Origin of the sequence: Nocardia sp. FBN12, from assembly GCF_050320175.1 — a bacterium.
Taxonomy (GTDB): Bacteria; Actinomycetota; Actinomycetes; order Mycobacteriales; family Mycobacteriaceae; genus Nocardia.
The window spans coordinates 3,433,755-3,454,088 of the sequence record NZ_CP190048.1; the positions used below are offsets into that span (position 1 = coordinate 3,433,755).

The window sequence follows — 20,334 nt, forward strand, 5'->3', positions numbered from 1 at the left end:
CTCCGACCCCGCTCGACCGCGCAAGGAGATGACCGTCATGGCGGTTGCCGTCGAACTCGAATTCCCCGGCTCGACCCTCGAACAGTACGACCAGGCCCTCGCGAAGATGGGCTTCAAACATGGCGGCTCCGGCGGCCCTGGCCTGATATTCCACTTCGTCAGGAAGACCGACACCGGATTCCACGTCACCGACGTCTGGGAATCCCCCGAGCAATTCCAGAGCTTCGCCGAATCCACCCTCGGCCCCGTCGGCATGGCAGTGGGCATGCCCAACCAACCCACCATCGAGGTCCACGAGATCTACAACTACCTGGCCCAGAGCAACTGACCTCGCGGAACCCGTTCCGCGACAAGCCTTCTCGATGATCGCCCGACGACATTCGGTATTCGGTTGCGGCACGGGTGGGTGTGGGCTGCAATCGAGGTCATGGAATCGACGGCGTTGAGTGGGCGGGTCGCGGTGGTGACCGGGGTGAGTCGGCGGGGCGGGATCGGGTTCGCGGTGGCGCGGAGGCTGGCCCAGCAGGGTGCTGCGTTGTTCCTGACGCATTGGGCACCACATGATGCGGAGCAGCCGTGGGGTGCGCAGGACCCGGGCGACATCTGTCGCGAGCTGGGTGAGATCACGCGTGTTGCCGATCTCGCAGTCGATCTGGCCGAGCCGACGGCCGCGCAGTTGGTGGTCGACAAAGCCGTCGACGCTTTCGGGCAGGTGGACATACTGGTCGCGAATCACGCGCGCAGCGGGGGTGACGGGAACCTCTTCGAGGTCGATGCCGAGATGCTCGACGGGCACTGGGCGGTCGATGCCCGGTCCGTGCTGTTGCTGACGCAGGCGTTCGCACGGCGCTATCGGGCCGAGGCGCATCCCGTGAGCGACCGGGGGCGCGTCATCTGGATGAGTTCCGGCCAGGATCTCGGGCCGATGCGGTCGGAAATCGCTTACGCCGCAGCGAAATCGGTGCTGGCCGGGCTCACGAGCACCGTCGCCGCCGAGTTGATCGAGCGCGGGATCTTGCTCAATACGGTCAATCCGGGCCCGGTGGATACCGGGTACCTGACTGCGGCGACAGCGGATCGCGACCTCGCGGTGATCGAGGAGGTGCGGGCCGCGTTTCCGCGCGGCCAGGTCGGGGTGCCGGATGACCCGGCTCGGTTGATCGCCTGGCTCGTTTCCGATGAGGGGCGATGGATGGTCGGGCAGGTGATCAACTCCGAGGGCGGGTTTCGGCGATCCCGGTGGTGACCTGCTGATCAGGGGGTGAGCGTGGCTCATCGCCGTGATCGGGATCGGGCACCTCACGCTCGGAATGCCGGCCAGTTGGTCCTATTTCGATGACTGGCTGGCATTGGAGCTGTGGGGGCATTGGTGGGAGGACACTGGGGCAGCCAATGCCTTCTGGTCGAATCCCGCCGGTTTCGGCTGGCCGCTGTTCGTCGTCGGCGTGCTCGTGATGTGGATGGACCGGCACGGGATCGTTCCGCCGGTTTTCCTGGCTTGGATGGTGCTCGGCTGGGGCGCACTCTGCGCGGTCATCGTCAAACCGACTCCGGGACCGATCGTGGTGGTCGCGGGCGTCTTGCTGCTACGCGGAATCCGCAGCGCCGGTGCACATGTCGAATCGCCGAGCCTGGCGGCTCGCGCATGAACGCGCCGAACAGTCACAGCGGTGCCGGTGGCTCCGGTGCGGGCTGACGAGTCGGCAGTGCACTGATCGTCAGCGCCAGCATGACCAGTGCGATGCCCGCCAGTTCCAGCACGGTGGGCCGTTGCGCGAGGGCGATCGCGCCGACGACGGTCGCGGTCGCCGGGAGCAACGCCAGCAGCAGGGCGAAACGCGCGCGGCCCACCGCGGTCAGCACCACCTGGTCCAGCGCGTACGGCACCGCGCTCGACAGCACGCCGACGCCGAGACCGAGCAGCCAGGTTCGCGGGTCGGCGAACACTCCGGCGTCGATCGCCAGTTGCGGGATCAGGACGAACGGCGCCAGCAACACGGCCGCGGCCGCCATGCCGACGGCGAGGGAATCCTGGCCCTCGCCAGTGTCGGCCACTCGCTTGCCGAGCAGGATGTAGGCCGCCCACAGCACCGCCGAGGCGAGCGCGAAACCCACGCCGACCGGCTCGACATCGAGTTGCACACCGGCCAGCAGCACCACGCCGACGGCCACCAGAGCGACCGCGAGCAGATCCCTGGCCCGCCGCGAACCGAGCGTCGCGACGGCGACCGGGCCGAGGAATTCGATGGCGACGGCGGTGCCCAGCGGGATGCGCGCGATCGCCTCGTAGAACACGATGTTCATCGACACGGTGACGATGCCGAAGCCGGCCGCCACCACGATGCCCCGCCGCGTCCAGCGGGTTCGCCACGGCCGACGCCAGGCCAGCAGCGCGACGCCCGCCGCGGCGGCGCGCAACCAGGCGACGGTGGACGGCTCGGTGGTGTCGAACAGGAAGACGCCGAGTGCCGCGCCCACATACTGCGAGGTCGCGGCAATGATGAACACCATCGGCACCGACCAGCCGGGCAGCGCGCTCTTCGTCGGCCGCTCGGTGGCCGAGATCGAATTCATCCCAGGAGTAATGCACAGCCGGGCCCGGAATTCAACGCGGACCCGGCCCCGAACCGAATGATCCTGGGCCGGGCGGACATTCGGCCGACGTTACGTCACGTGGCGACCTCGGCTGGTCGGGCCGACCCACAGCGCCGAGCTGCGCAGACCATGGTGAGCTGCCTCTCCGGACCTTCCGCGCAGGAAGGGCGACTCCCCATGTGTCTCGATCGCGTCGATTCCTAGACGCCGAACCAGCGCGCCAACGCCTCGCGCAATGCCGATTCCGCAGTGTCCGACGGTTCATCGATCGTCGCCGCCCAGGCGATATGACCGTCCGGGCGGATCAGCAGAGCATCCGCGAGACGATCACCGACCTTCGCCGCGCGAATCTCGACGCGCGGTGCCAGCTCCTCGACGATCGTGCGCAGGTCCGGGCGTTCGGCCAAGTCGAGGAAGACCGGTCGTGCGGCTCGCATGAGTTCGGCGACGCTCGTCGTTCCCTGGTCGGTGTGCAGGGGCAGGTCGGGCACGAAAGTGCCGGTGAGCGAGTGTGTTCCGGGGATCGGGTAGCGCAGATCGGTGCCCGCGACAAGGGCTCCCATGCGGCGCAGCGCGGGTTCGTCGGTGAGCAGTTCGGAGAACACTGCGCGCAGCGCCTCGGCGGCCGGATCCTGACCCTGACGCAGCGCGGCCTGGGCGCGGGTCTGCAGCAACGCGCGGCCACCGGCAAAGTGGCGTTCGGCGTGGTAGGTGTCGAGCAGATCGGCCGGTGCCCACCCGTGGATATCGGCGGCCAGCTTCCAGGCCAGGTTCACCGAATCGGTCATGCCGAGGTTCATCGCGGCACCGGTGGCGGGCAGCAGGTGGGCCGCGTCGCCCGCCAGGAAAACCCTACCCACACGGTAGTTTTCGGCTTGCCGGTCCTGGAACTGGTAGCGCGACAAGCGAGTCGGCGGACCGAGTGGAACCTGTGCGCCGAGCACGCGTCGCACGCTGTCGCCGAGTTCGGACATGGTCAGTGGTTCGTCGTTGTCGTATTCGGCTTCGTCGTTCTCGGTGGTCTGGAAGAACATCACCCGGTCTTCGGCGCTGACCCGGCCGAGCGCGAACACCCCGCTGTCGGTGTGGGTGAATCCCGGATCGATCCGGCCGACACCGGGCACTTCGATGCCGCCGTCGTCGTCGAGCACCGTCACCGACTCGTGCACCGCCACCACTGCCAACCGGTTGACCTCCGGATAGGTGCTGCCGGGGAAATCGATTCCCGCCAGCTCACGAATCCGGCTGCGGCCACCGTCGCAGCCGACCAGGTAGCGGGCGCGAATCCGGTACGAGCCGTCCGGCCCGTTCACCTCCGCGATCACCGCATCGTCGTGCTGCTCGATGGCGACGACTTCGTGCCCGCGGCGGATCTCGGCGCCGAGCTCGGCAGCGTCGTCGGCGAGCAGTTCCTCGACCCGCGCCTGCGGAATCGCGATGGCGTGCAAGGGCGTTTCGTCGAGGCCGGTGAAGTCCAGGTACACCCCGCCGAACGGGAAGATCGGCTTCGGACTGGCGTCACCGCTGACCGCGGTCATCCGATCGAGCAGCCCCCGGTACCGCAGCACGTCCAGAATCCGCCCGCCGAGCCCACTGGCCTTCTGCGCGGTACCCGGCTGCGCGCGGCGTTCGAGGACCAGCGGCCGCACCCCGGCGCGACCCAATTCTCCCGCGAGCATCAATCCGGCAGGCCCAGCGCCGACAACGATCACGTCGGTGGTCATCTCTTGCATCTTCGTCACTCCCGAATGTCACTGGTCCCCACGTTGCCCAGCGATTCTGCAGCACCACCGGGGCCTTGCCGCAAGCCCCCGGATGCGCTATAAGTTGGAAACGGAAGCGAGTGCGTCGACGTCAGTGAGTTCCGGTTAGCGCCATTCCCGCCCCGACTCCGATGATCATCACCCCGCCCGCGCTGCCGACAGTTTCCAGCCGACGCGGCGAACGAACCAAGACCGCGCGGCAGCCGAATCTGCCTGTGCGGAAACGTCGTTGCGGCCCGACGTCCACTAGCGGAAGTACACGTAGTCCTGCACCCAGTGGAATCCGCGGCTGCGCAGGGTGAAGGTGTTCGGGTCCCGTCGTTCGAGAGTGATCGTGATCGAGCGGTCGTGCAGAAATCCGCGGAGCAGTAGTCGGTCCGGGGTGGGTTTTTCGGCGGACAGCGTCGCGAACGGTGGCACCGGGTCGACCGCACCGACCGCGTTCATCGAGGTGAGTTCCAGTTGTCCGCCGGGGCGGAAGGAGGCGCGTGCGGGTACCAGTTCGCCGTTCATCCGCTGGTAGGTGGCTTGCTGTGGATCATCGAAAACTAGTCGCCGCCACCGTGTTTCGTCGGTGGTCAGCGGCGGGATCAGCTGCCCGTCGATGGTGAAATCCCGGACCTCCCAGATTCCGTACAGCGCGGACTTGGGGCTCGCGGCACCGGATTGTTCGTGCCAGACCACCCAGCGGTCATAGCCGCTGCCCAGCGCCACCCACAGGCCCAACGCCGCCACAGCCCAGACCGCGATGCGGTTCCTCCTGGCGTCGGTGAACAGCGAAGGCTGGGTCAGTGGCGCGCACGCGCGTTGCCGCACGAAGACATCGGACAGCCGGCGCAGGTACGGAGCGAGCAGGAACACGCTGATCAGCAGCAGGTGCGCGGCGAGCAGTTTCTCCGGTATGTCGAACGTCATGTTCAGCAGGAGAATTTGCGCCGTGCTCAGCAGCGTCAACGCGGCGCCGAGCACCGCGGTCCGGGACACGAACAGCAGCAGCCCCGCCACCACTTCCACCCCACCGAGCACCATCTCGTACGGATACGAGCTGCCGACCTGCAGCCACAACACCGAGGCCGGGCTCATCTCGCCGTACGGCTGCAACAGCTGAGCCAGGCCGGGGGCGGGCATCTGGGTGGGGATCAGTTTGGCGAACCCGAACCCGATCATCTGCCCGCCCAGTGCGAGCCGTAGGAACAGCGAGAACCAGGCGAGCAGGCGGGCGGACACCCGACGACGGTCGACGGCCGTCCACACCGCGGCGCCCACCATCGCGATGATCAGCAGGCAGAACACCAGCACCCAGACGGCGGTTTGGTCGCCCGCTCCGGAGTCCTGGTGCAGCTCGGCGTCGACCCCGAAGACCGCTCTGCCGACCGGACCGGTGAGGGGGTCGGTGATGGGCATGTTCCACGGCCCCGGGTAGTCGCGGACCCACCGGCCGAGGATGCCGAGGAACGCGAACGGGATATAGGTGAGCAACAGGCAGAGCAGGCCGAAATAGATCATCGAGAAGCGCAGGACGAGCTGGGTGAACGCACCGGACTGTGCGACGGGAGCTGCGGTGATCACGGCTGCATCCTCGGGTCATGAGTCGGGTCGGCGTACAGGGGCGGGCAGCCGAGCTCCCCCGCGTCGGGGCGAAGTTCGTAGTGCCAGGGTTCGTTCGCGTAGATCTGACACAGCCCGTAGGCGGCGCCGTGCGCGGACAGCCATGCCGCGCCCTCGGTCCCGATATCGACCGCCTCGCCCGCTACGTGCGCAGACGTGTAGGGGGTTGCCACCCACCGAGCGGCCGCGTTCTCCGAGCCGTACTTCGAGACCGCCTCGCGCAGCAGTTGTCCCTGATATTGCGGCGACCGCCAGCCACTGTTGACGATCAACTCGACCCCGTCGTCGGCGGCATCGGTGGCAGCTTCGCGCAGAGCGGCGAGCAAACCGGGGTCGAGGTTGCCCACGGACGGATTCTCGTCATCGAAGAGCGTCGCGCCGGGCGGCCCACGGTGGCCGCCGACATAGCTGTCGATGGATCGCGCGACCGAGGACAAGGATGGCAGCGACTGGTAAACGAGGACACCGACGGTCGCCGCACTGACGAGGACAACGGCAACGAGGACACTCGATCGGAGACGGCGAGTCGCTGGTTCACTGTGGTTCATGCCCTCAGTCAAGGCAGCATGGTGTTGCCGGCGCGTATGCCGTTTCAGATATGCCGACGATATCCCCCGGCGGGGAGAATCGAGCGTCTATGCGTGTACTGATCGTCGAGGACGAACCCTATTTGGCGGAAGCCATCCGCGATGGCCTGCGCCTGGACGCGATCGCCGCCGACATCGCCGGTGACGGCGACACCGCGCTGGAGCTGCTGAGCGTCAACAGCTACGACATCGCCGTCCTCGACCGCGATATCCCCGGTCCCTCCGGCGACGAGATCGCCGAACACATCGTCGCCTCCGGCAGCGGCCTGCCGATCCTGATGCTCACCGCCGCCGACCGGCTCGACGACAAGGCGAGCGGCTTCGGGCTCGGCGCCGACGACTACCTCACCAAGCCCTTCGCGCTCCGGGAACTCGTCCTGCGGCTCCGAGCACTCGACCGCAGACGCGCCCACATCAGGCCTCCGGTGCGCGAGCTCGCCGGGCTGCGTCTGGATGCGTTCCGCCGTGAGGTCTACCGCGACGGCCGCTACGTCGCGCTGACCCGCAAGCAATTCGCGGTGCTCGAAGTCCTCCTCGCCGCGGAGGGCGGTGTCGTGAGCGCCGAAGAACTGCTGGAACGGGCCTGGGACGAGAACGCGGACCCGTTCACCAACGCGGTGCGAATCACCGTGTCCGCGCTACGCAAACGCCTCGGCGAACCCTGGGTCATCGCCACCGTGGCCGGTGTCGGGTACCGCATCAGCACCGGGCGTGACGGACAAGACCGTGGGTAGGCCGCCCGGGTTTAGTGTTCGGCTCAAACTCACCCTCAGTTACGCCTGCTTCATCATGCTCGTCGGTTCGCTGCTGATCGCCGCACTCGGTGTCTACTACCTGTGGTATCTGCCCGAGGGCTGGATCAACACGCGCAGCGGCGATTTCTGGATCGATCGCGGCATGCTGGTGCGCTCCTTCGCTCCGTTCGTGATCGTCGTGATGGCATTCCTGCTGGCGATCGGCCTGGTGGGAGGCTGGTTTCTCGCCGGTTGGATGCTCACTCCACTGGCCCGCATCACCGCCGCCACCCGCACAGCCGCGAACGGATCACTCGCCCACCGCATCCGGCTGCCGGGCCACCGCGACGAGTTCCGCGAACTGGCCGACGCCTTCGACATCATGCTCGCCCGGCTGGAAGCACACGTCACCGAACAGCAGCGATTCGCCGCCAACGCCTCCCACGAACTGCGCACGCCGCTGGCGATCACACAGACGCTGCTCGACGTGGCCCGTACCGATCGCACCCGCGACACCGGAGAGCTGATCGACCGCCTCTACACCGTCAACGCGCGGGCGATCGACCTCACCGAAGCATTGCTCCTGCTCAGCCGCGCCGATCAACGGTCGTTCACCCGCGAACCCGTCGACCTGTCGCTGCTCGCGGAACAAGCCACGGAAACGCTGCTTCCCCTTGCTGAAGAACACGGCGTCACCCTCGAGACCGCAGGCGAGGTGACCCCCACCATCGGCTCACACGCCCTGCTACTGCAGCTGACGACGAACCTCGTGCACAACGCGATCGTCCACAACCTGCCCACCTGGGGCACCGTGTGGGTCATGACCAGACTGCACCCCGAGGCCGTGGTGCTCACCGTCGAGAACACCGGTCCCCTGCTCACCCCCGAACTGGTTACCACGCTGGTCGAGCCGTTTCGACGCGGCACCGAACGCATCCGCACCGACCACGCGGGGGTCGGCCTCGGCCTGGCGATCGTCCACAGCATCACCGCGGCACACGCCGGAACTCTCACTCTCATCCCTCGCCCGGCCGGCGGACTCCGCGTCATCGTGCAGATTCCTCGTCAGCCACTCCAGCCCACAGCGTGGCGGTAGCAGAAGCGCTCGGACCTGTTCTCGGACAACATGGTCAGGGAGCGCGCAACACCGAACGAACCAATTCCTCGATCGCCGAGCGCAAACGGTCGACCTCGCCCGCCCTGGCCAGTTGCTGTGCCAGTTCCCCGCCGACTGTCGACAGCAATAGTGCGCCCACGGTGTCGGCGTCGATATCGGGACGGACCTCACGCAGGAGCGTGCCGATGTGCTCTGCCCAGAACGTGTGGAATTCAGCGCTGCGTGGGTGTGGCGGCATCGCCTGATAGGCCGCGATCAGTTCCACGTCGTCGGTGACCAGGCTCGTCATGGCGTCGAAGAAGGCGAGTAGCCGATCGGTAGCAGGCGCACCGGGCCCGAGGGGTGGTCGGCCGCTCGAGACCGCCGTCATCAGCTCGACAGCACCCTCGGCGACGAGCTCGTAGAGCAGCCCGGCACGACTGCCGAACCGATGGAAGATGGTGCCCTTCCCGACGCCTGCCGCCGCCGCCACCCGATCCATGGTCACCCCGGCCGCGCCGTGCTCGGCCAGCAGCGCGGAGGTGGCGTCGAGGATCGCCCGACGGTTGCGCGCGGCATCGGCGCGTTCAGTGGGACGTCGGTCGGTCATCGCACCCGCTTTCTCGGCACCCGCCGATCCGTTGACAAGTTGACCGCCGGTCCATATCGTTCGTGATATCTGGACCAGCAGTCAACTTATGGAGTTCTGATGCAGGCAATCGTAATGACAGAGACCGGCGGACCCGACGTCCTGGTGGCGCGCGAGGTCGGCGAACCTCGGCCGGGCGCCGGGCAGGTCGTCATCCGAGCCGAGGCGGTGCCGGTGCTGTACCCGGAGACCAAGATCCGGGCAGGGACGTTCCCCGCTCCCGCGCCGCTGCCCGAGGTCTTCGGATTCCAGGCGGCGGGCACGGTGATCGATATCGGCGCGGGCGTCGATCGGGGATTGCTCGGCGCCCGGGTGGTCGCGTCGACCAGCGGTTTCGGCTCCTATGCCGAACTCGTTGCCGCCGACGCCGATTCGGTGACGGTGATCCCGGCCGAGCTGACCATCGAGCACGCCGCCGCGATCCAGATGCCGGGGTCGGTGGCACTGACACTGATGCGGACCGCGGCCGTCGCCGCTGGCGACACCGTTCTCGTCGAAGCGGCAGCTACTGGCGTCGGCAGCTGCCTGACCCAGCTCTGCGCCGCCGCGGGGGTGCGCGTCATCGGCACCGCGGGCGGCGAACAGAAGGCCCGGCTCGCACGCGACAACGGCGCGCACGAAGTGCTCGATCACACCGCACCCGACTGGGCAGACCGACTGACCGACCTTCTCGCGGACGGCACGGTCGACGTCGTCTTCGATTCGATCGGGGGCGATTCACTGACACCACTTCTCGATCTGATCACTCCGCTGCGCGGCCGAATCCTCAGCTACGGCTGGCTCGCGGGCGCACCGGCGCAACTGGGCGCCACCGACCTGATCCTGCGCGGGCTGACCCTCACCGGCTGCGCGGGCACCGCCTGGCTCGGCGAAGTCGCCCGGCAGCAGTCGGCAGCACTGACGGCGACGGCGCAGGGCCTGCTGACACCCGCGATCGACTCGATTCTCCCCCTCGCCGACGCCGCGCGGGCACACCGAATGCTGGAGGATCGGATGGCATTCGGCACCGTTCTGCTGCGGCCGTGACGAACCCGGTGGACACCTGGGACATGATTCTCGACGCGAGCGGGTGGCAGGACTGAGCCCGCCGCCGAGCCGGTTCGGCGACCTGCAGTCGTATGTTGGAGCGATGACTGCCGATACACACGGCGTGCGCCCGAGGGCCGCCGTCGTCGCCACGGATCAGGACGCCGCTCCAGCCGCGATCACGAAGGTGTTCGGACGTCTCGAAGCCGCGCTCGCGGCGAAGGATGCCGTGGCGTTCGACAGCGTCTTCACCGATGACGTGGTTTTCATCAATCCGGCCGGCTCGGTCTTTCCGAACTGGGACGAGCTGCACGCCTACCACCAGACCGCGCTGCGGGATATCCCGGACGCCGAGGCGCACTACGAGATTCTGGCAGTGCGACTCCTTGCCGGCGGGCACGCGATCGTCACTGTCGAGCAGACGCTGCGAACACCGGATTTCTCGGTAACCAACCGCGGCACCTGGGTTTTCACGGAACGAGACGGCAGCTGGTGGGTCTGTTCGGTGCACAATACGAATGTGGCGGGCAGCGCGGTATCGCAGGGGACTGACGCTGTCAGCGACTGACTCGACCGCTCGCGTGATCACCTGCGGGGTTGGGTGCGTCCATGTCGGAGCCACCGAAAATCGGTGGCGAACGACTGCGACCACTGCTACCTTTCGGGAGTCCGTGCCAGAGAACGAGGAGGTGGTACCCGTGAACGCAGTATCGACGTGGGTGCTCTTCTCCGAGGTCACGGTCGGGCGATAGGTCGTCCGGGAGCGCCGTTCAGCGCACTCCCGAAAGGCACGACCGTGCAATTCATTACCGAACAGCGCCTCGACGACATCCTCGAACGCGAATTCACCCTCGGCGAGATCCCCGGGATCCTGTGGACGCCCGGATCTGCATCCACACCGGTGCCGCTGATCCTGGCCAGTCCCCCTCCCCTCGGGCTACGCAAGGCGTACCCGCGACTGCTGGCCCGGGCCCGGCACTCCGTGGCCCAGGGCTACGCCGTGGCCACCATCGAGCTCCCCGGCAGCGGTGATCGGCCCCGTTCGGCTGCCGCCGATCAGGCCCTCGCCGACCTGCGCCGGGCGCTGGCGGCCGGCGGGCCGGTCGACGACGAGATCGTCGACCGGCTCATCCTCCCGCTAGTCGACAAGGCGGTCCCGGAATGGCGGGCCACCCTGGACGCCCTGCTCGCGCTGCCCGAGATCGGGGGCCCGGTCGGCTACTCGGGCGGGGTGATCTCCATCGGCACCCGGCTGGCGGCGGTCGAGCCGCGCATCGCGGCCGCCGTTCTGTTCGCCGGTAGTTTCGTGCCCCGCGCCATACTCGGGGAGGCCCGGCACGTCACCATTCCGCTGCACGTTCTGCTGCAATGGGACGACGAGGGAAACGACCGGCAAATGGCCCTTGACCTGTTCGACGCCTTCGGCTCCGGGGAGAAGACGCTGCACGCCAATATGGGCGGGCACACCGGCGTACCGCAGCACGCCGGTGCGGAAGCGAACCGGTTCTTCGCGCGCCACCTGAAGTGATGCCGGGCCGTCAGGCCAACTGGTGACAAGGAGCTGCTATCGAGGACAGGTCCCGGCCCTCCTCGATAGCAGTGGCCGCAGTCGAGGCACTGTCATGCCGCCTCCTGCGCGACCTAGGAGACAGATGTCCTGATCAAGTGACATTCGCGGCAGCCGGTCGAGGCGACGTTCACGGTGCGGTGTTCTCGACCACGCGGCAGGCGTCAGCGTCGGCGGACTCAGGCGGTAGCGCCGCTGCCACGATGCTGTCCAGGACAGAACGTGCGGCCAGCAGATCGGCTACCGCCTCGGCGATCCGTTTCTGCTGACGATGAAGATCGGGAAGCATTTCCTGGCACCCGGGCGCCAGGCCTCGTTCGTCGTCGACCATGCAGGGCAGCATCTGGGCGATCGTGTGGGTGCTGAGGCCGGCCGCCAGCAGCGTACGGATGTTGCGTACCGTCCCGACGTCGTCTTCGCGGTACGCGCGATACCCGCTGGGCTCCCGCACGGGCTGTAACAGGCCTTGCTCCTCGTAATAACGCAACAGGCGAATGCTGACGCCGGTCCGGCGCGAAAGCGCTCCGATGCGCATCTGCGGATCACCACCCAGTTCCGAGTTGACTCTCACATTGATGTGAGACTTTAATCTACCCGGCATGACACCTTCCTCGAATACCGTGCAGGACAACCGCGTCAGCCTCCTCGGGCTCGGACCCATGGGCCTGGCACTGGGCAGAGCACTGTTGAAGCAGGGGCATCGCCTCACCCTCTGGAACCGCACCCCCGACAAGGCCGACGAACTGGTCGCGCAGGGCGCGCAGCAGGCGCGAACCGTGGCCGAGGCGGCGACCGCGAGCACGATCACCATCGTGTGCCTCAACGACTACGCGACCATGTATCGGGTCTTGGACCGCGCTGCCGCGGAGCTCGAAGGCAAGGTCCTGGTCAACCTCAACTCCGGCACGCCGGCCGAAGCGCGTGCGGCCCTCGCATGGTCGGCCGAGCGCGGCATCGACTATCTCGAGGGCGCCATCATGGTTCCACCACCGCTGGTGGGCGAACCCGGCGCGGTGATTCTGTACAGCGGCGACCAGGACGTCTTCGATCGGCACCGAACGACGTTGGCAGGCTTGGGCGACCCGCGCTATCTCGGTGCCGATATCGGGCTGGCGGTGCTCTACAACACCGCCCTGCTCGAGATGATGTACGCGACCATCAACGGCTGGCTCCATGCCACCGCCCTACTCGATTCCGCGAACGTCTCGGCACAGAAATTCGCCGAGCTCGCCCTCGGCTGGTTCATGCCGACCGTGGTCGATTACGCGTCCCTGGCCGAGCAGGCGCCCGATCTGGACGCCGCCGACTATCCAGGTGACCTGGGCACGCTGGCGATGAATCTGAATGCGCTGGAACACATCACCCGCGCCAGCGAAGAACAGGGCGTCCACTCCGACCATCCGCGGCTGATGAAGGAGCTCGCCGAACGCGCCGTCGCCGAGGGGCATGGCAGCCAGAACTACTTCGCCATCTACGAGCTGTTCAAGAAGGCAAAGCCGCGTTCGTGACCGTATGCGGATCGAAGCACCTGCATCTTCGTCGCATCGGTGCTCACACGAGGACCAACGTCCGGTTGAACGATGACCAGGTGTTTTCGGCATCGCTCCAATCGGCTCGCCGCAGTGTGGCTGACCGCCGTATCTGTCACCACTCATGACGCCCGGGCTGGTAAGACGCCGCGCGTTGACCAAGCTATCTGTCACCAGATTTCCATCACTGTTGTCACCGGCCGCACGTTCGGTGCCTCCTAGGCGAGTTGCCCGCCTTGGAACGCCCGCTCATGCCGGTGTGCGATTGTTCCGAGGTCCGTTGTTCGACGTTGGGCTGGCAGTGTGGATTCGATCACTTAGCCTGGAGAAGCCCGGTAAACCAGCCTTCGGCGCATGTCACCGGGCTTAGCGTCTAGCCATGAGCTGGTCTTCACCAACTTCCTCACCGGGTGACCCCTACTACACGCTGCCGAACGAATGGGGTTTCGCTGACGAACGCCTTGCCCTGCTTGGCGCGGCCTATGACTCAGGAAGTATCGCGCTTGCGCAACGGCTGGGTGTGAATGCCGGATCGCGGTGCCTGGAGGCCGGGGCCGGTGGTGGATCTTTTGCACGATGGCTGTGCAGTGTCGCACTGCCCGGCGGTCGAGTGCTTGCGGTCGATGCCGACCCGCGCCACCTCGCCGACCTACCTGGCCTTGGTGGCGAAGTTGCCCAACTCGACCTCGTCACCGGCGACATCCCCGAGCGCGCATTCGATTTCGTCCATACCCGATTCGTCCTGCTGCACATTGCTGACCGGGACATCGTTTTGGAGCGGTTGGTCCGAGCACTGGTACCGGGCGGCGTTCTCATGCTCGAAGAGGGCGACGGACTCGGCGTACTCGATGAAATGTCAGGTGCATTCGGCGAAGTATGGCGTGCCTTCGCATGCTCGACCGAAATCGCGGGCGCGAGTCAATCCTGGGCTCGGAGCTTGCCCGCGCAGTTGGAGGCACTCGGGCTCGTAGATGTTCACGCCGAAGCTGAGATTCCGATGTTTCGCGGAGGCTCACCGATGGCGCGCATGTGGAACCTCACCTGGGTACAGACCCACGACACCCTGGTCACTCTTGGTATCCCACCCGAAGTGATAGCCGCTGCGCAGGCCGAGCTGGAAGACGAACAGCAATGGTTGTACGCCCCACCCACGGTCCGTGCGTGGGCCACCGCGCCAGTATGACCGACCTGTGAGCCGCAGCAAGATGAGACCGGAGCCATGCCCGCTTCGTAGGACCTTCCCTGACGTGCCGAATAGTCTTAAGGACGGGAGGTTGTCATGACGGTCGGTCAAGGGCGAGACGTCGTCAATTCTGAGGTGCAGGAAATCCTGAACTACTTCGGGCAGTGCCCCATATGCGGCCACCCTGCCCGTGCGTGGCATATCACGGCGGAGTTCGATGACAATCGCGTCAGCAACCAGGATGTCGCTGAATGCGGCGGCTGGTGCGGCTGGAAAGGACCGGTGCGGCCGGTCGCGATGACGGACGGCGCGTTGGTACTCACGAAGGAACACAAGGCAATCGGACCCAAAGTTCCGGGCCTGCCCTCCGTTTGAGGCCCGACGCACTATTTTGCCGCATGTCGCGCTCTTGGTGACAGGTGTCCCCGCTAGACGCGGTTTGGTCCGAGGATGCGGTGGGTTGATCACGACACCTGTCACCGATTTGCCATCGCGAGGTGTCACCGATCTGCTCGTTTCGCGCCGCATGACCTACGACATGAGGTTGTATGTCGCGGTGCCGTTGAGCCGTGATCTGCTGTGGTCGCACTCCTGCCGTTGGACCGAGTTGGCGGTTCCTGCAGTAATTTCCGCCGGTCAAGCCCGGAGAGGGCAAACGAGCAATCCGGCCTGCCTGCGGCCTCCGTCTCGACCAAGTCCATGACGCTCCCCTCGTCGACACACCGACCCTGAGAAGACTGCTCGCGGTCCAACGCGACCTGACCATGCTGCTGGAAGACCGCCAATCGACCGCAATCAGCTGCGGGCTCCAAGCTCCTGCGCCGCAGTACTTCGTCGATCTCCGCGTCGTCACGGAACTGCTCAGCTCGTCCTGGCCCGCCGCGCGGGCGTTCGCGCCAAGCGCAGCGATTGCCACCGCCGTCGACAGAACTGTCGAAGCGCGGCAACCAGAAATCTCCACACAGCGAAACGGCCAGACTAAGACCCATCGCGCCGCTCCGCACCGGCGGCCTCCGCTTCCAGCTGATGAGTGCGGCGCGCTCCTCTCCACTGCGACGCAGATCCTGGGCACACTGAAGTGTCCCGCTGACGCAGCCGAACTGCTGGCCGAGCTCCTTGCGCATGATCGAACACGTCAACCCACCAGCAGCATTGGGTTGACAGACCGGGTCCTTCAAAGAGCTCAGAACGACTGCTCCCGAGGTCTTCGAACTGCGATTGGCATCATCACGCAGAAGATGTCCTAACAGGACGTTTCGCGACGCGGTCGTCATTGGTGGTGACAGAAATCGTGATCAGGTGACAGATATGGTGGTCAGCCACACGCAGCTAGCTTTCGCTGACCGCGTAGGTTAGCGGGTGATAATCGAACATACATTCGAACACGTTGTAGACTGGCGCTCATGTCGCTGCCCCTGCAAGGTTCACTGTTCGACGGTGACGCGGTTGCCCTGGGTTCGATCGGGGCGATTCGGCGCACCCAGCTCGACGCGACCAGCTGGGTCGATTCGCTACCCGGTTGGCTGAGCGGGGCGAGTCAGCTGTTCGATCGGTTGGCCGAGCGGGTGCCCTGGCATGCCGAGCGCAGGCCGATGTATGACCGGGTGGTCGATGTGCCGCGGCTGGTGTCGTTCTTCGGCGAGAACGATCCGCTGCCGGATCAGATTCTGGTGGAGGCCCGGGCGACGTTGAGCGCGCACTATGCGGCCGAGCTGGGTGAACCGTTTCGAACGGCCGGGCTGTGTTTCTATCGCGACGGACGCGACAGCGTCGCCTGGCACGGCGACACGATCGGCCGCGGCGCCACCCACGACACCATGGTCGCGATCGTCTCGGTCGGGGCGCCGCGCTCGCTGCTGTTGCGGCCGCGTGGCGGGGGTGCGAGTGTGCGGTTCACGGTGGGGCACGGGGATCTGCTGGTCATGGGCGGGGCGTGTCAGCGGTCGTGGGAACACGCGGTTCCCAAGACCGCGCGCCCTGTCGGACCACGCATCAGTATCCAGTTCCGTCCGCGGGGAGTTCGATGAGAACCGACCCGGCCCAGATCGGCGTTGGTCAATATTTACGGATCTCGCCGACATGGCGGATTGTCGGTGACTGGTCGTAGGATCCGGGGATGGGGAGTTCACTTCTGCCGAATATGGGGGCGTCGAGCACGTTGACGGGTCAGGTCACGAAGCCGCCGGTGGAATGGGTGCGGGCGGCCGCGGCAGGGCGAAATCCGGGGCCGCCGTGGTGATATCGGTAATCGGCATTGCCGAAGCCGTTGCTCAGCAACAGGATTCGGTTTCGATACGGCTGGTGGAGGCCGTATCCTGGTAGGAGTCCGCAGTCGGGTGCACAGGGGGTCGTGGTGATCGTCGTTGTCGCGGACGAGACCGAACTCGAAGGCGCAGAACAGATCGTCGGCGCGGCTCTCCGTGACCATGCGTTTCGGGCGGGCGGGGTGGCCGTGTTCCGCTGTCATGTGCCGGAGAGCCGGGGCGGGTCGGTCGAGGTGGACGCGCTGGTGTGCACGCCGCAGAGCGTGACCATCGTGGAGGTGAAGGGGTTCACCGCCCGCCAGGAGGGCACGCTCGCCACTCCGCCGAACGGGCCGTGGACCATCGACGGCGAGCCCGCCGCGCTCTATCACGCCGTGCGGGTGCCCAACCCGTTCGTCCAGGTGCGCCGACAGGTGTTCGCGGCGAAAAGCTTGCTGCAGCAGACGGGGATCTTCGGCTGGGTGAACGCGGTGATCGCCTTGGTCTCCCAGCCCGGCACCGAGATCACCATCGAGGAAACCAGGATCGCCGACGGCTACCGTGCGGTGCTGGTCGATCGCGACGACGCCAGTGCCCTGCACGACTATTTCCAAGCGGAGAGCGGACGCACCGTCCGGCTCAGCATCGATGATGTCACCCGGGTGTTCGCCGCACTGAACCTGGGCCATCTGCTGCCGGCACCCGATGAGCTGCTGGCACAGGGCTTTCCGGCCACACTCGACCCGGCAACCACCTCGCGCCCCGCTGCCCCGACCACAGTCGAGCTCGGTACGTCCGCGGGGACAGCGGATTCCGCTTCGCCCGCGGAACCGACCGGTTCGCCCTCGGCCGCCCAGGCCGCTACGCCCGCCTTCCTCGCCGCGATCGATCGGCTCGCCCATCGATCCCGCCCGCCGGCTCGCCCCGAAGAGCCCGCGACACCGATCCCCACCGAAGAGGGTGTGGAATCACACACTGCGAGTGAAGAATTCACCGAGGTCCCGGTCGGCGATCCGGACATCCCCGCGGAATCGGCCGCCGAGGTCGAACCACTCGGCGAGTCCGCACCCGATCCCGACCTCCCGGAAACTGCTGTCGCCGAAGAAGTCCCACCGCGCGATCCTTCCCCTGAACCTCTCACGAGCGTTACCGCGCCGCACGACGAGCCTTCCGAGACTGCGGCGACGGATGACGCTTCCGGAAAAGCTGTCTCGCTGAGTAAGTCGCTGCCGGGAATCGAATCAGGCGCGGCGGGTGATCCGTCGGCCGATGACGAACCTTCGACGGGTGTCGGCAGTTCGGAGCCCCGCCACGACACCGTCATGGAGGACGACTCCGCCGCCGGTACTCCTGCTGCTGCGGGTGTGGGTCCGAATGCTGGCGCAGGTGCCGCGATCGGTACCGCCGCGGCTCTTGGTGCCGTTGCGGCACTCGGTGCGGCTGCCGCCGCCGGTTCCCGTTCCTCCACTGGCTCCGCATCCTCTGCGAGTTCCGCTCCAGGCGCTGGTCCTGCTGCCCCCGCTGGTTCTGCCGCCGCCGCTGGTTCTGCCGCCGCCGCTGGTCCTGCTGCCCCCGCTGGTCCTGCTGCCCCCGCTGGTCCTGCCGCCCCCGCTGATCCTGCCGCCCCCGCTGATCCTGCCGCCCCCGCTGGCCCTGCTGCCTCCGCTGGCCCTGCTGCCTCCGCTGGCCCTGCTGCCTCCGCTGGCCCTGCTGCCTCCGCAGGATTCGGCGAGACCGGATCATGGAGTACCCCATCGACAACGAGCAGCAGCCCCGCCGTGGCACCCTCGTACCGTTCGCCGGAACCCGAAGAGCCCCGGGAGAACCCGGAGCACTGGTCCGATTGGGTCGAGCGTGACCGGACGTCGCGTCGGCTGACGCTGCCGGAAAGGTGGCGGGCACGGCGGCGGGGAAACGGCCCATCGCTGATCGAGCGATGGCACAACCGTCCCGTTCGGGAGCGGACTACGCCGCGGCGCGGGCTGCGGGTGGGGCCCGGCGTCGCTTTGCTGCTGTTCATCGCACTGTTCGGGGCCGGGTTCTTCGCGATCACCGCGGTGCAGGCGAGCCGATTCGAGATGTCGGACTACGACCGGATGTGCGGCGAGGACAAGAAGGCGTTCCCGAATGCCGCCCCTTATCAGCGAGACGGCGCACGCCCGATCTACCTGTCCGGCGAACTCACGGCCATGGTCGACCCGGACGACCCGACCGCATGGAATCCGCGCGATCCGTCGACCGTGCAGCTCATCGCCTGCATGAAACAGCTGGAACTGCGCGACCTCGTCCAGACCTGCCAGTACGGCCCCTCCCCCGGCGCACCGATAGGACGCACCGTCAACCTGTTCCGCGCCACCTACGAGATCGCCGTCTACGAACTCCATACCGGTCGCGAGGTCGCCAAGGCGACCATGCTCGGCGAGCGCTATTCCGCCGACCCGTCCAACACCGACCCGGACCGGTGCCGAGCCGCGGCCGACGCCCCCGACTACCTGGGCCGCCGCCTCGGCCAACCCTCGACCGCCCAGCTCACCGGCTTCCTCGCCCCGCTGGTCCACGCCGACCGCGCCACCCCTTGACCTGAAGCCCACTCGAGGTAGCAAGATCACTTCGTGCCCAGCGCACACCCGACACCGCGCCCACCCAGCGCCGGTCGCGCCTCCGCCGGTTTCCTCGTACACCCACCGGCGGAGGCCGTCGGGACCATCAAGTGCCGACGAGGGTCCCGGCGACTACGGCGTCGGGACGCCCTGTTCCGCGGTCGGTCTGCCACCGGTCGGCTCCCCACCGGTTCCGAGTTGTTGTGCGCGAGCGAGTTTCACCTGAGCTCGCAGGAGGTCCTGGCCAACGATCTGCAAGGTGTGCGGCTCCACGAGGCCCCGCTCACGGATCAATTCGGTCACGGTTTCCAGACGCAGCAACGAGGCCGCCAGATAACCCTGCAAGACGCCGATCCGATCGGCGGGCACCGTCTGAATCGACCGGCTCGCCAATGATTCCAGATCGCGTTGCGCCTTGAGGGTGTCGGAGGTGAGCACCGCGAAAACACCCCAGAGATCGTCCACTGCCGCGCCGGCGATCTGAGCGCGCAGCGACTCATAGGATTCGTGACGGCGTGCCGAGGCTTCTCGCACATCGCGCAGGGCATCGTTGAGGTGCGATCTGACCGCATCCGGAATGTGGTAGACGTGATTGACCTCGGTCGTGCCGATACGCTCGGCCACCCGGCTCACAACCGCCAGCGCGTCGTCGAGATCGGTGAGCGCGACGCGGAGCAGCGGCGCGGTCGCGTGAAACCGCGGCTCCATGGCCTGCAGATCGTAGAACTCGTTGATTCGCCTGCCCGCCACCGCGATATCCCGGCTGAGCAGCGCGACGTTCTCGTGTAGTCCCATCGCATGCAGTCGCTGATCGACGGCGGCATCAAGTGCTGCAGCGACATTCGGGTCGCGCGGTTCGTGGATATGGTGCACAGCCGAGGCGATCCCCGACCGGGAGAACGCCTTGGTGAAGAAGATCGTACTGATCGACAACGACAGTCCGAGGACGAAATCCGGTTCCGCGGTGAAGACGTCGCGGATGTTCCCCCGTGCCATGATGAGAGAACCGCCGGCTACCAACAAGCCGAGGACAGCCCACAGATATTGCGCCCGAGTCATGTGCCAGCTGCTCAGCGTCAGGTTGTCGCTCATCTTCTCCCCCACTGCTGCGGTCGAGCGGGCGACCGCGACTATCTCCTACGCATCATCCTGTA

Annotated in this window: 20 protein-coding genes; 13 read left to right on the forward strand and 7 right to left on the reverse strand. The window is 66.8% G+C overall.

From position 1 onward, the window contains the following. Window positions 1-37 precede the first annotated feature (37 nt). From ACQHI0_RS16540 to ACQHI0_RS16550, 3 genes are all read left to right on the forward strand, one after another. Window positions 38-328 (forward strand): hypothetical protein, encoded by a 291-nt coding sequence (locus ACQHI0_RS16540; RefSeq protein WP_427908819.1) that lies wholly within the window; start codon window positions 38-40, stop codon window positions 326-328. A gap of 99 nt (window positions 329-427) precedes the next feature. Continuing rightward, complete coding sequence (locus tag ACQHI0_RS16545; protein WP_427908820.1) at window positions 428-1,246, forward strand: SDR family oxidoreductase; 819 nt, start codon at window positions 428-430, stop codon at window positions 1,244-1,246. Window positions 1,247-1,280: 34 nt separating this feature from the next. Further along, window positions 1,281-1,649, forward strand: a complete 369-nt coding sequence (locus ACQHI0_RS16550; protein ID WP_427908821.1) for a DUF6463 family protein — start codon at window positions 1,281-1,283, stop codon at window positions 1,647-1,649. A 13-nt stretch (window positions 1,650-1,662) separates the two neighbouring features. Here the strand turns inward: ACQHI0_RS16550 and ACQHI0_RS16555 are convergent, their stop codons facing one another. From ACQHI0_RS16555 to ACQHI0_RS16570, 4 genes are all read right to left on the reverse strand, one after another. Beyond that, on the reverse strand, window positions 1,663-2,574 hold the full coding sequence (locus tag ACQHI0_RS16555; RefSeq protein WP_427908822.1) for an EamA family transporter: 912 nt from the start codon (window positions 2,572-2,574) through the stop codon (window positions 1,663-1,665). Window positions 2,575-2,795: 221 nt separating this feature from the next. Further along, complete coding sequence (locus ACQHI0_RS16560; protein WP_427909186.1) at window positions 2,796-4,328, reverse strand: FAD-dependent monooxygenase; 1,533 nt, start codon at window positions 4,326-4,328, stop codon at window positions 2,796-2,798. 276 nt (window positions 4,329-4,604) lie between these two features. Then, on the reverse strand, window positions 4,605-5,864 hold the full coding sequence (locus ACQHI0_RS16565; RefSeq protein ID WP_427909187.1) for a DoxX family protein: 1,260 nt from the start codon (window positions 5,862-5,864) through the stop codon (window positions 4,605-4,607). Between the two features lie 59 nt (window positions 5,865-5,923). After that, window positions 5,924-6,514, reverse strand: coding sequence for a M15 family metallopeptidase (locus ACQHI0_RS16570; RefSeq protein WP_427908823.1), 591 nt, complete (start codon window positions 6,512-6,514; stop codon window positions 5,924-5,926). Between the two features lie 89 nt (window positions 6,515-6,603). Between ACQHI0_RS16570 and ACQHI0_RS16575 the strand changes: the two genes are divergently transcribed. Continuing rightward, the gene (locus ACQHI0_RS16575; RefSeq protein WP_427908824.1) at window positions 6,604-7,287 is read left to right on the forward strand and encodes a response regulator transcription factor; all 684 of its coding nucleotides are present in this window, start codon (window positions 6,604-6,606) and stop codon (window positions 7,285-7,287) included. Between the two features lie 55 nt (window positions 7,288-7,342). Then, on the forward strand, window positions 7,343-8,383 hold the full coding sequence (locus tag ACQHI0_RS16580) for a sensor histidine kinase (protein WP_427908825.1): 1,041 nt from the start codon (window positions 7,343-7,345) through the stop codon (window positions 8,381-8,383). A gap of 34 nt (window positions 8,384-8,417) precedes the next feature. Here the strand turns inward: ACQHI0_RS16580 and ACQHI0_RS16585 are convergent, their stop codons facing one another. Continuing rightward, entirely contained in the window at window positions 8,418-8,993 is a 576-nt protein-coding gene (locus tag ACQHI0_RS16585) for a TetR/AcrR family transcriptional regulator (protein WP_427908826.1), read from the reverse strand. Between the two features lie 99 nt (window positions 8,994-9,092). On the opposite strand from ACQHI0_RS16585, the gene ACQHI0_RS16590 reads away from it, so the two are divergent. The 3 genes from ACQHI0_RS16590 to ACQHI0_RS16600 all read left to right on the forward strand — a co-directional run bounded on the left by ACQHI0_RS16590 (window position 9,093) and on the right by ACQHI0_RS16600 (window position 11,586). Further along, window positions 9,093-10,058, forward strand: coding sequence for a quinone oxidoreductase family protein (locus ACQHI0_RS16590; RefSeq protein WP_427908827.1), 966 nt, complete (start codon window positions 9,093-9,095; stop codon window positions 10,056-10,058). A 103-nt stretch (window positions 10,059-10,161) separates the two neighbouring features. Then, on the forward strand, window positions 10,162-10,626 hold the full coding sequence (locus ACQHI0_RS16595) for a YybH family protein (RefSeq protein ID WP_427908828.1): 465 nt from the start codon (window positions 10,162-10,164) through the stop codon (window positions 10,624-10,626). A gap of 228 nt (window positions 10,627-10,854) precedes the next feature. After that, complete coding sequence (locus ACQHI0_RS16600; RefSeq protein WP_427908829.1) at window positions 10,855-11,586, forward strand: dienelactone hydrolase family protein; 732 nt, start codon at window positions 10,855-10,857, stop codon at window positions 11,584-11,586. 169 nt (window positions 11,587-11,755) lie between these two features. Here the strand turns inward: ACQHI0_RS16600 and ACQHI0_RS16605 are convergent, their stop codons facing one another. Beyond that, complete coding sequence (locus ACQHI0_RS16605) at window positions 11,756-12,160, reverse strand: MerR family transcriptional regulator (protein WP_427908830.1); 405 nt, start codon at window positions 12,158-12,160, stop codon at window positions 11,756-11,758. Between the two features lie 64 nt (window positions 12,161-12,224). Between ACQHI0_RS16605 and ACQHI0_RS16610 the strand changes: the two genes are divergently transcribed. The 5 genes from ACQHI0_RS16610 to ACQHI0_RS16630 all read left to right on the forward strand — a co-directional run bounded on the left by ACQHI0_RS16610 (window position 12,225) and on the right by ACQHI0_RS16630 (window position 19,159). Next, window positions 12,225-13,133, forward strand: coding sequence for an NAD(P)-dependent oxidoreductase (locus ACQHI0_RS16610; protein ID WP_427908831.1), 909 nt, complete (start codon window positions 12,225-12,227; stop codon window positions 13,131-13,133). A 400-nt stretch (window positions 13,134-13,533) separates the two neighbouring features. After that, window positions 13,534-14,337 (forward strand): class I SAM-dependent methyltransferase, encoded by an 804-nt coding sequence (locus ACQHI0_RS16615; protein ID WP_427908832.1) that lies wholly within the window; start codon window positions 13,534-13,536, stop codon window positions 14,335-14,337. Window positions 14,338-14,433: 96 nt separating this feature from the next. After that, entirely contained in the window at window positions 14,434-14,712 is a 279-nt protein-coding gene (locus tag ACQHI0_RS16620) for a hypothetical protein (protein ID WP_427908833.1), read from the forward strand. A gap of 1,028 nt (window positions 14,713-15,740) precedes the next feature. Then, window positions 15,741-16,364, forward strand: a complete 624-nt coding sequence (locus tag ACQHI0_RS16625) for an alpha-ketoglutarate-dependent dioxygenase AlkB (protein WP_427908834.1) — start codon at window positions 15,741-15,743, stop codon at window positions 16,362-16,364. 326 nt (window positions 16,365-16,690) lie between these two features. Further along, window positions 16,691-19,159: an NERD domain-containing protein gene (locus ACQHI0_RS16630; RefSeq protein WP_427908835.1), complete on the forward strand. Its 2,469-nt coding sequence runs from the start codon at window positions 16,691-16,693 to the stop codon at window positions 19,157-19,159. A gap of 153 nt (window positions 19,160-19,312) precedes the next feature. Here the strand turns inward: ACQHI0_RS16630 and ACQHI0_RS16635 are convergent, their stop codons facing one another. Beyond that, window positions 19,313-20,272 (reverse strand): hypothetical protein, encoded by a 960-nt coding sequence (locus tag ACQHI0_RS16635; protein ID WP_427908836.1) that lies wholly within the window; start codon window positions 20,270-20,272, stop codon window positions 19,313-19,315. Between the last annotated feature and the right edge of the window lie 62 nt (window positions 20,273-20,334).

Coding starts and splice junctions, on each gene's coding strand:
- ACQHI0_RS16540 (WP_427908819.1), top strand. CDS start 38: ATGGCGGTTGCCGTCGAACTCGAATTCCCCGGCTCGACCCTCGAACAG.
- ACQHI0_RS16545 (WP_427908820.1), top strand. CDS start 428: ATGGAATCGACGGCGTTGAGTGGGCGGGTCGCGGTGGTGACCGGGGTG.
- ACQHI0_RS16555 (WP_427908822.1), bottom strand. CDS start 2,574: ATGAATTCGATCTCGGCCACCGAGCGGCCGACGAAGAGCGCGCTGCCC.
- ACQHI0_RS16560 (WP_427909186.1), bottom strand. CDS start 4,328: ATGCAAGAGATGACCACCGACGTGATCGTTGTCGGCGCTGGGCCTGCC.
- ACQHI0_RS16565 (WP_427909187.1), bottom strand. CDS start 5,864: ATGATCTATTTCGGCCTGCTCTGCCTGTTGCTCACCTATATCCCGTTC.
- ACQHI0_RS16570 (WP_427908823.1), bottom strand. CDS start 6,514: ATGAACCACAGTGAACCAGCGACTCGCCGTCTCCGATCGAGTGTCCTC.
- ACQHI0_RS16575 (WP_427908824.1), top strand. CDS start 6,604: ATGCGTGTACTGATCGTCGAGGACGAACCCTATTTGGCGGAAGCCATC.
- ACQHI0_RS16580 (WP_427908825.1), top strand. CDS start 7,343: ATGCTCGTCGGTTCGCTGCTGATCGCCGCACTCGGTGTCTACTACCTG.
- ACQHI0_RS16585 (WP_427908826.1), bottom strand. CDS start 8,993: ATGACCGACCGACGTCCCACTGAACGCGCCGATGCCGCGCGCAACCGT.
- ACQHI0_RS16590 (WP_427908827.1), top strand. CDS start 9,093: ATGCAGGCAATCGTAATGACAGAGACCGGCGGACCCGACGTCCTGGTG.
- ACQHI0_RS16595 (WP_427908828.1), top strand. CDS start 10,162: ATGACTGCCGATACACACGGCGTGCGCCCGAGGGCCGCCGTCGTCGCC.
- ACQHI0_RS16605 (WP_427908830.1), bottom strand. CDS start 12,160: ATGCGCATCGGAGCGCTTTCGCGCCGGACCGGCGTCAGCATTCGCCTG.
- ACQHI0_RS16610 (WP_427908831.1), top strand. CDS start 12,225: ATGACACCTTCCTCGAATACCGTGCAGGACAACCGCGTCAGCCTCCTC.
- ACQHI0_RS16615 (WP_427908832.1), top strand. CDS start 13,534: ATGAGCTGGTCTTCACCAACTTCCTCACCGGGTGACCCCTACTACACG.
- ACQHI0_RS16620 (WP_427908833.1), top strand. CDS start 14,434: ATGACGGTCGGTCAAGGGCGAGACGTCGTCAATTCTGAGGTGCAGGAA.
- ACQHI0_RS16625 (WP_427908834.1), top strand. CDS start 15,741: ATGTCGCTGCCCCTGCAAGGTTCACTGTTCGACGGTGACGCGGTTGCC.
- ACQHI0_RS16635 (WP_427908836.1), bottom strand. CDS start 20,272: ATGAGCGACAACCTGACGCTGAGCAGCTGGCACATGACTCGGGCGCAA.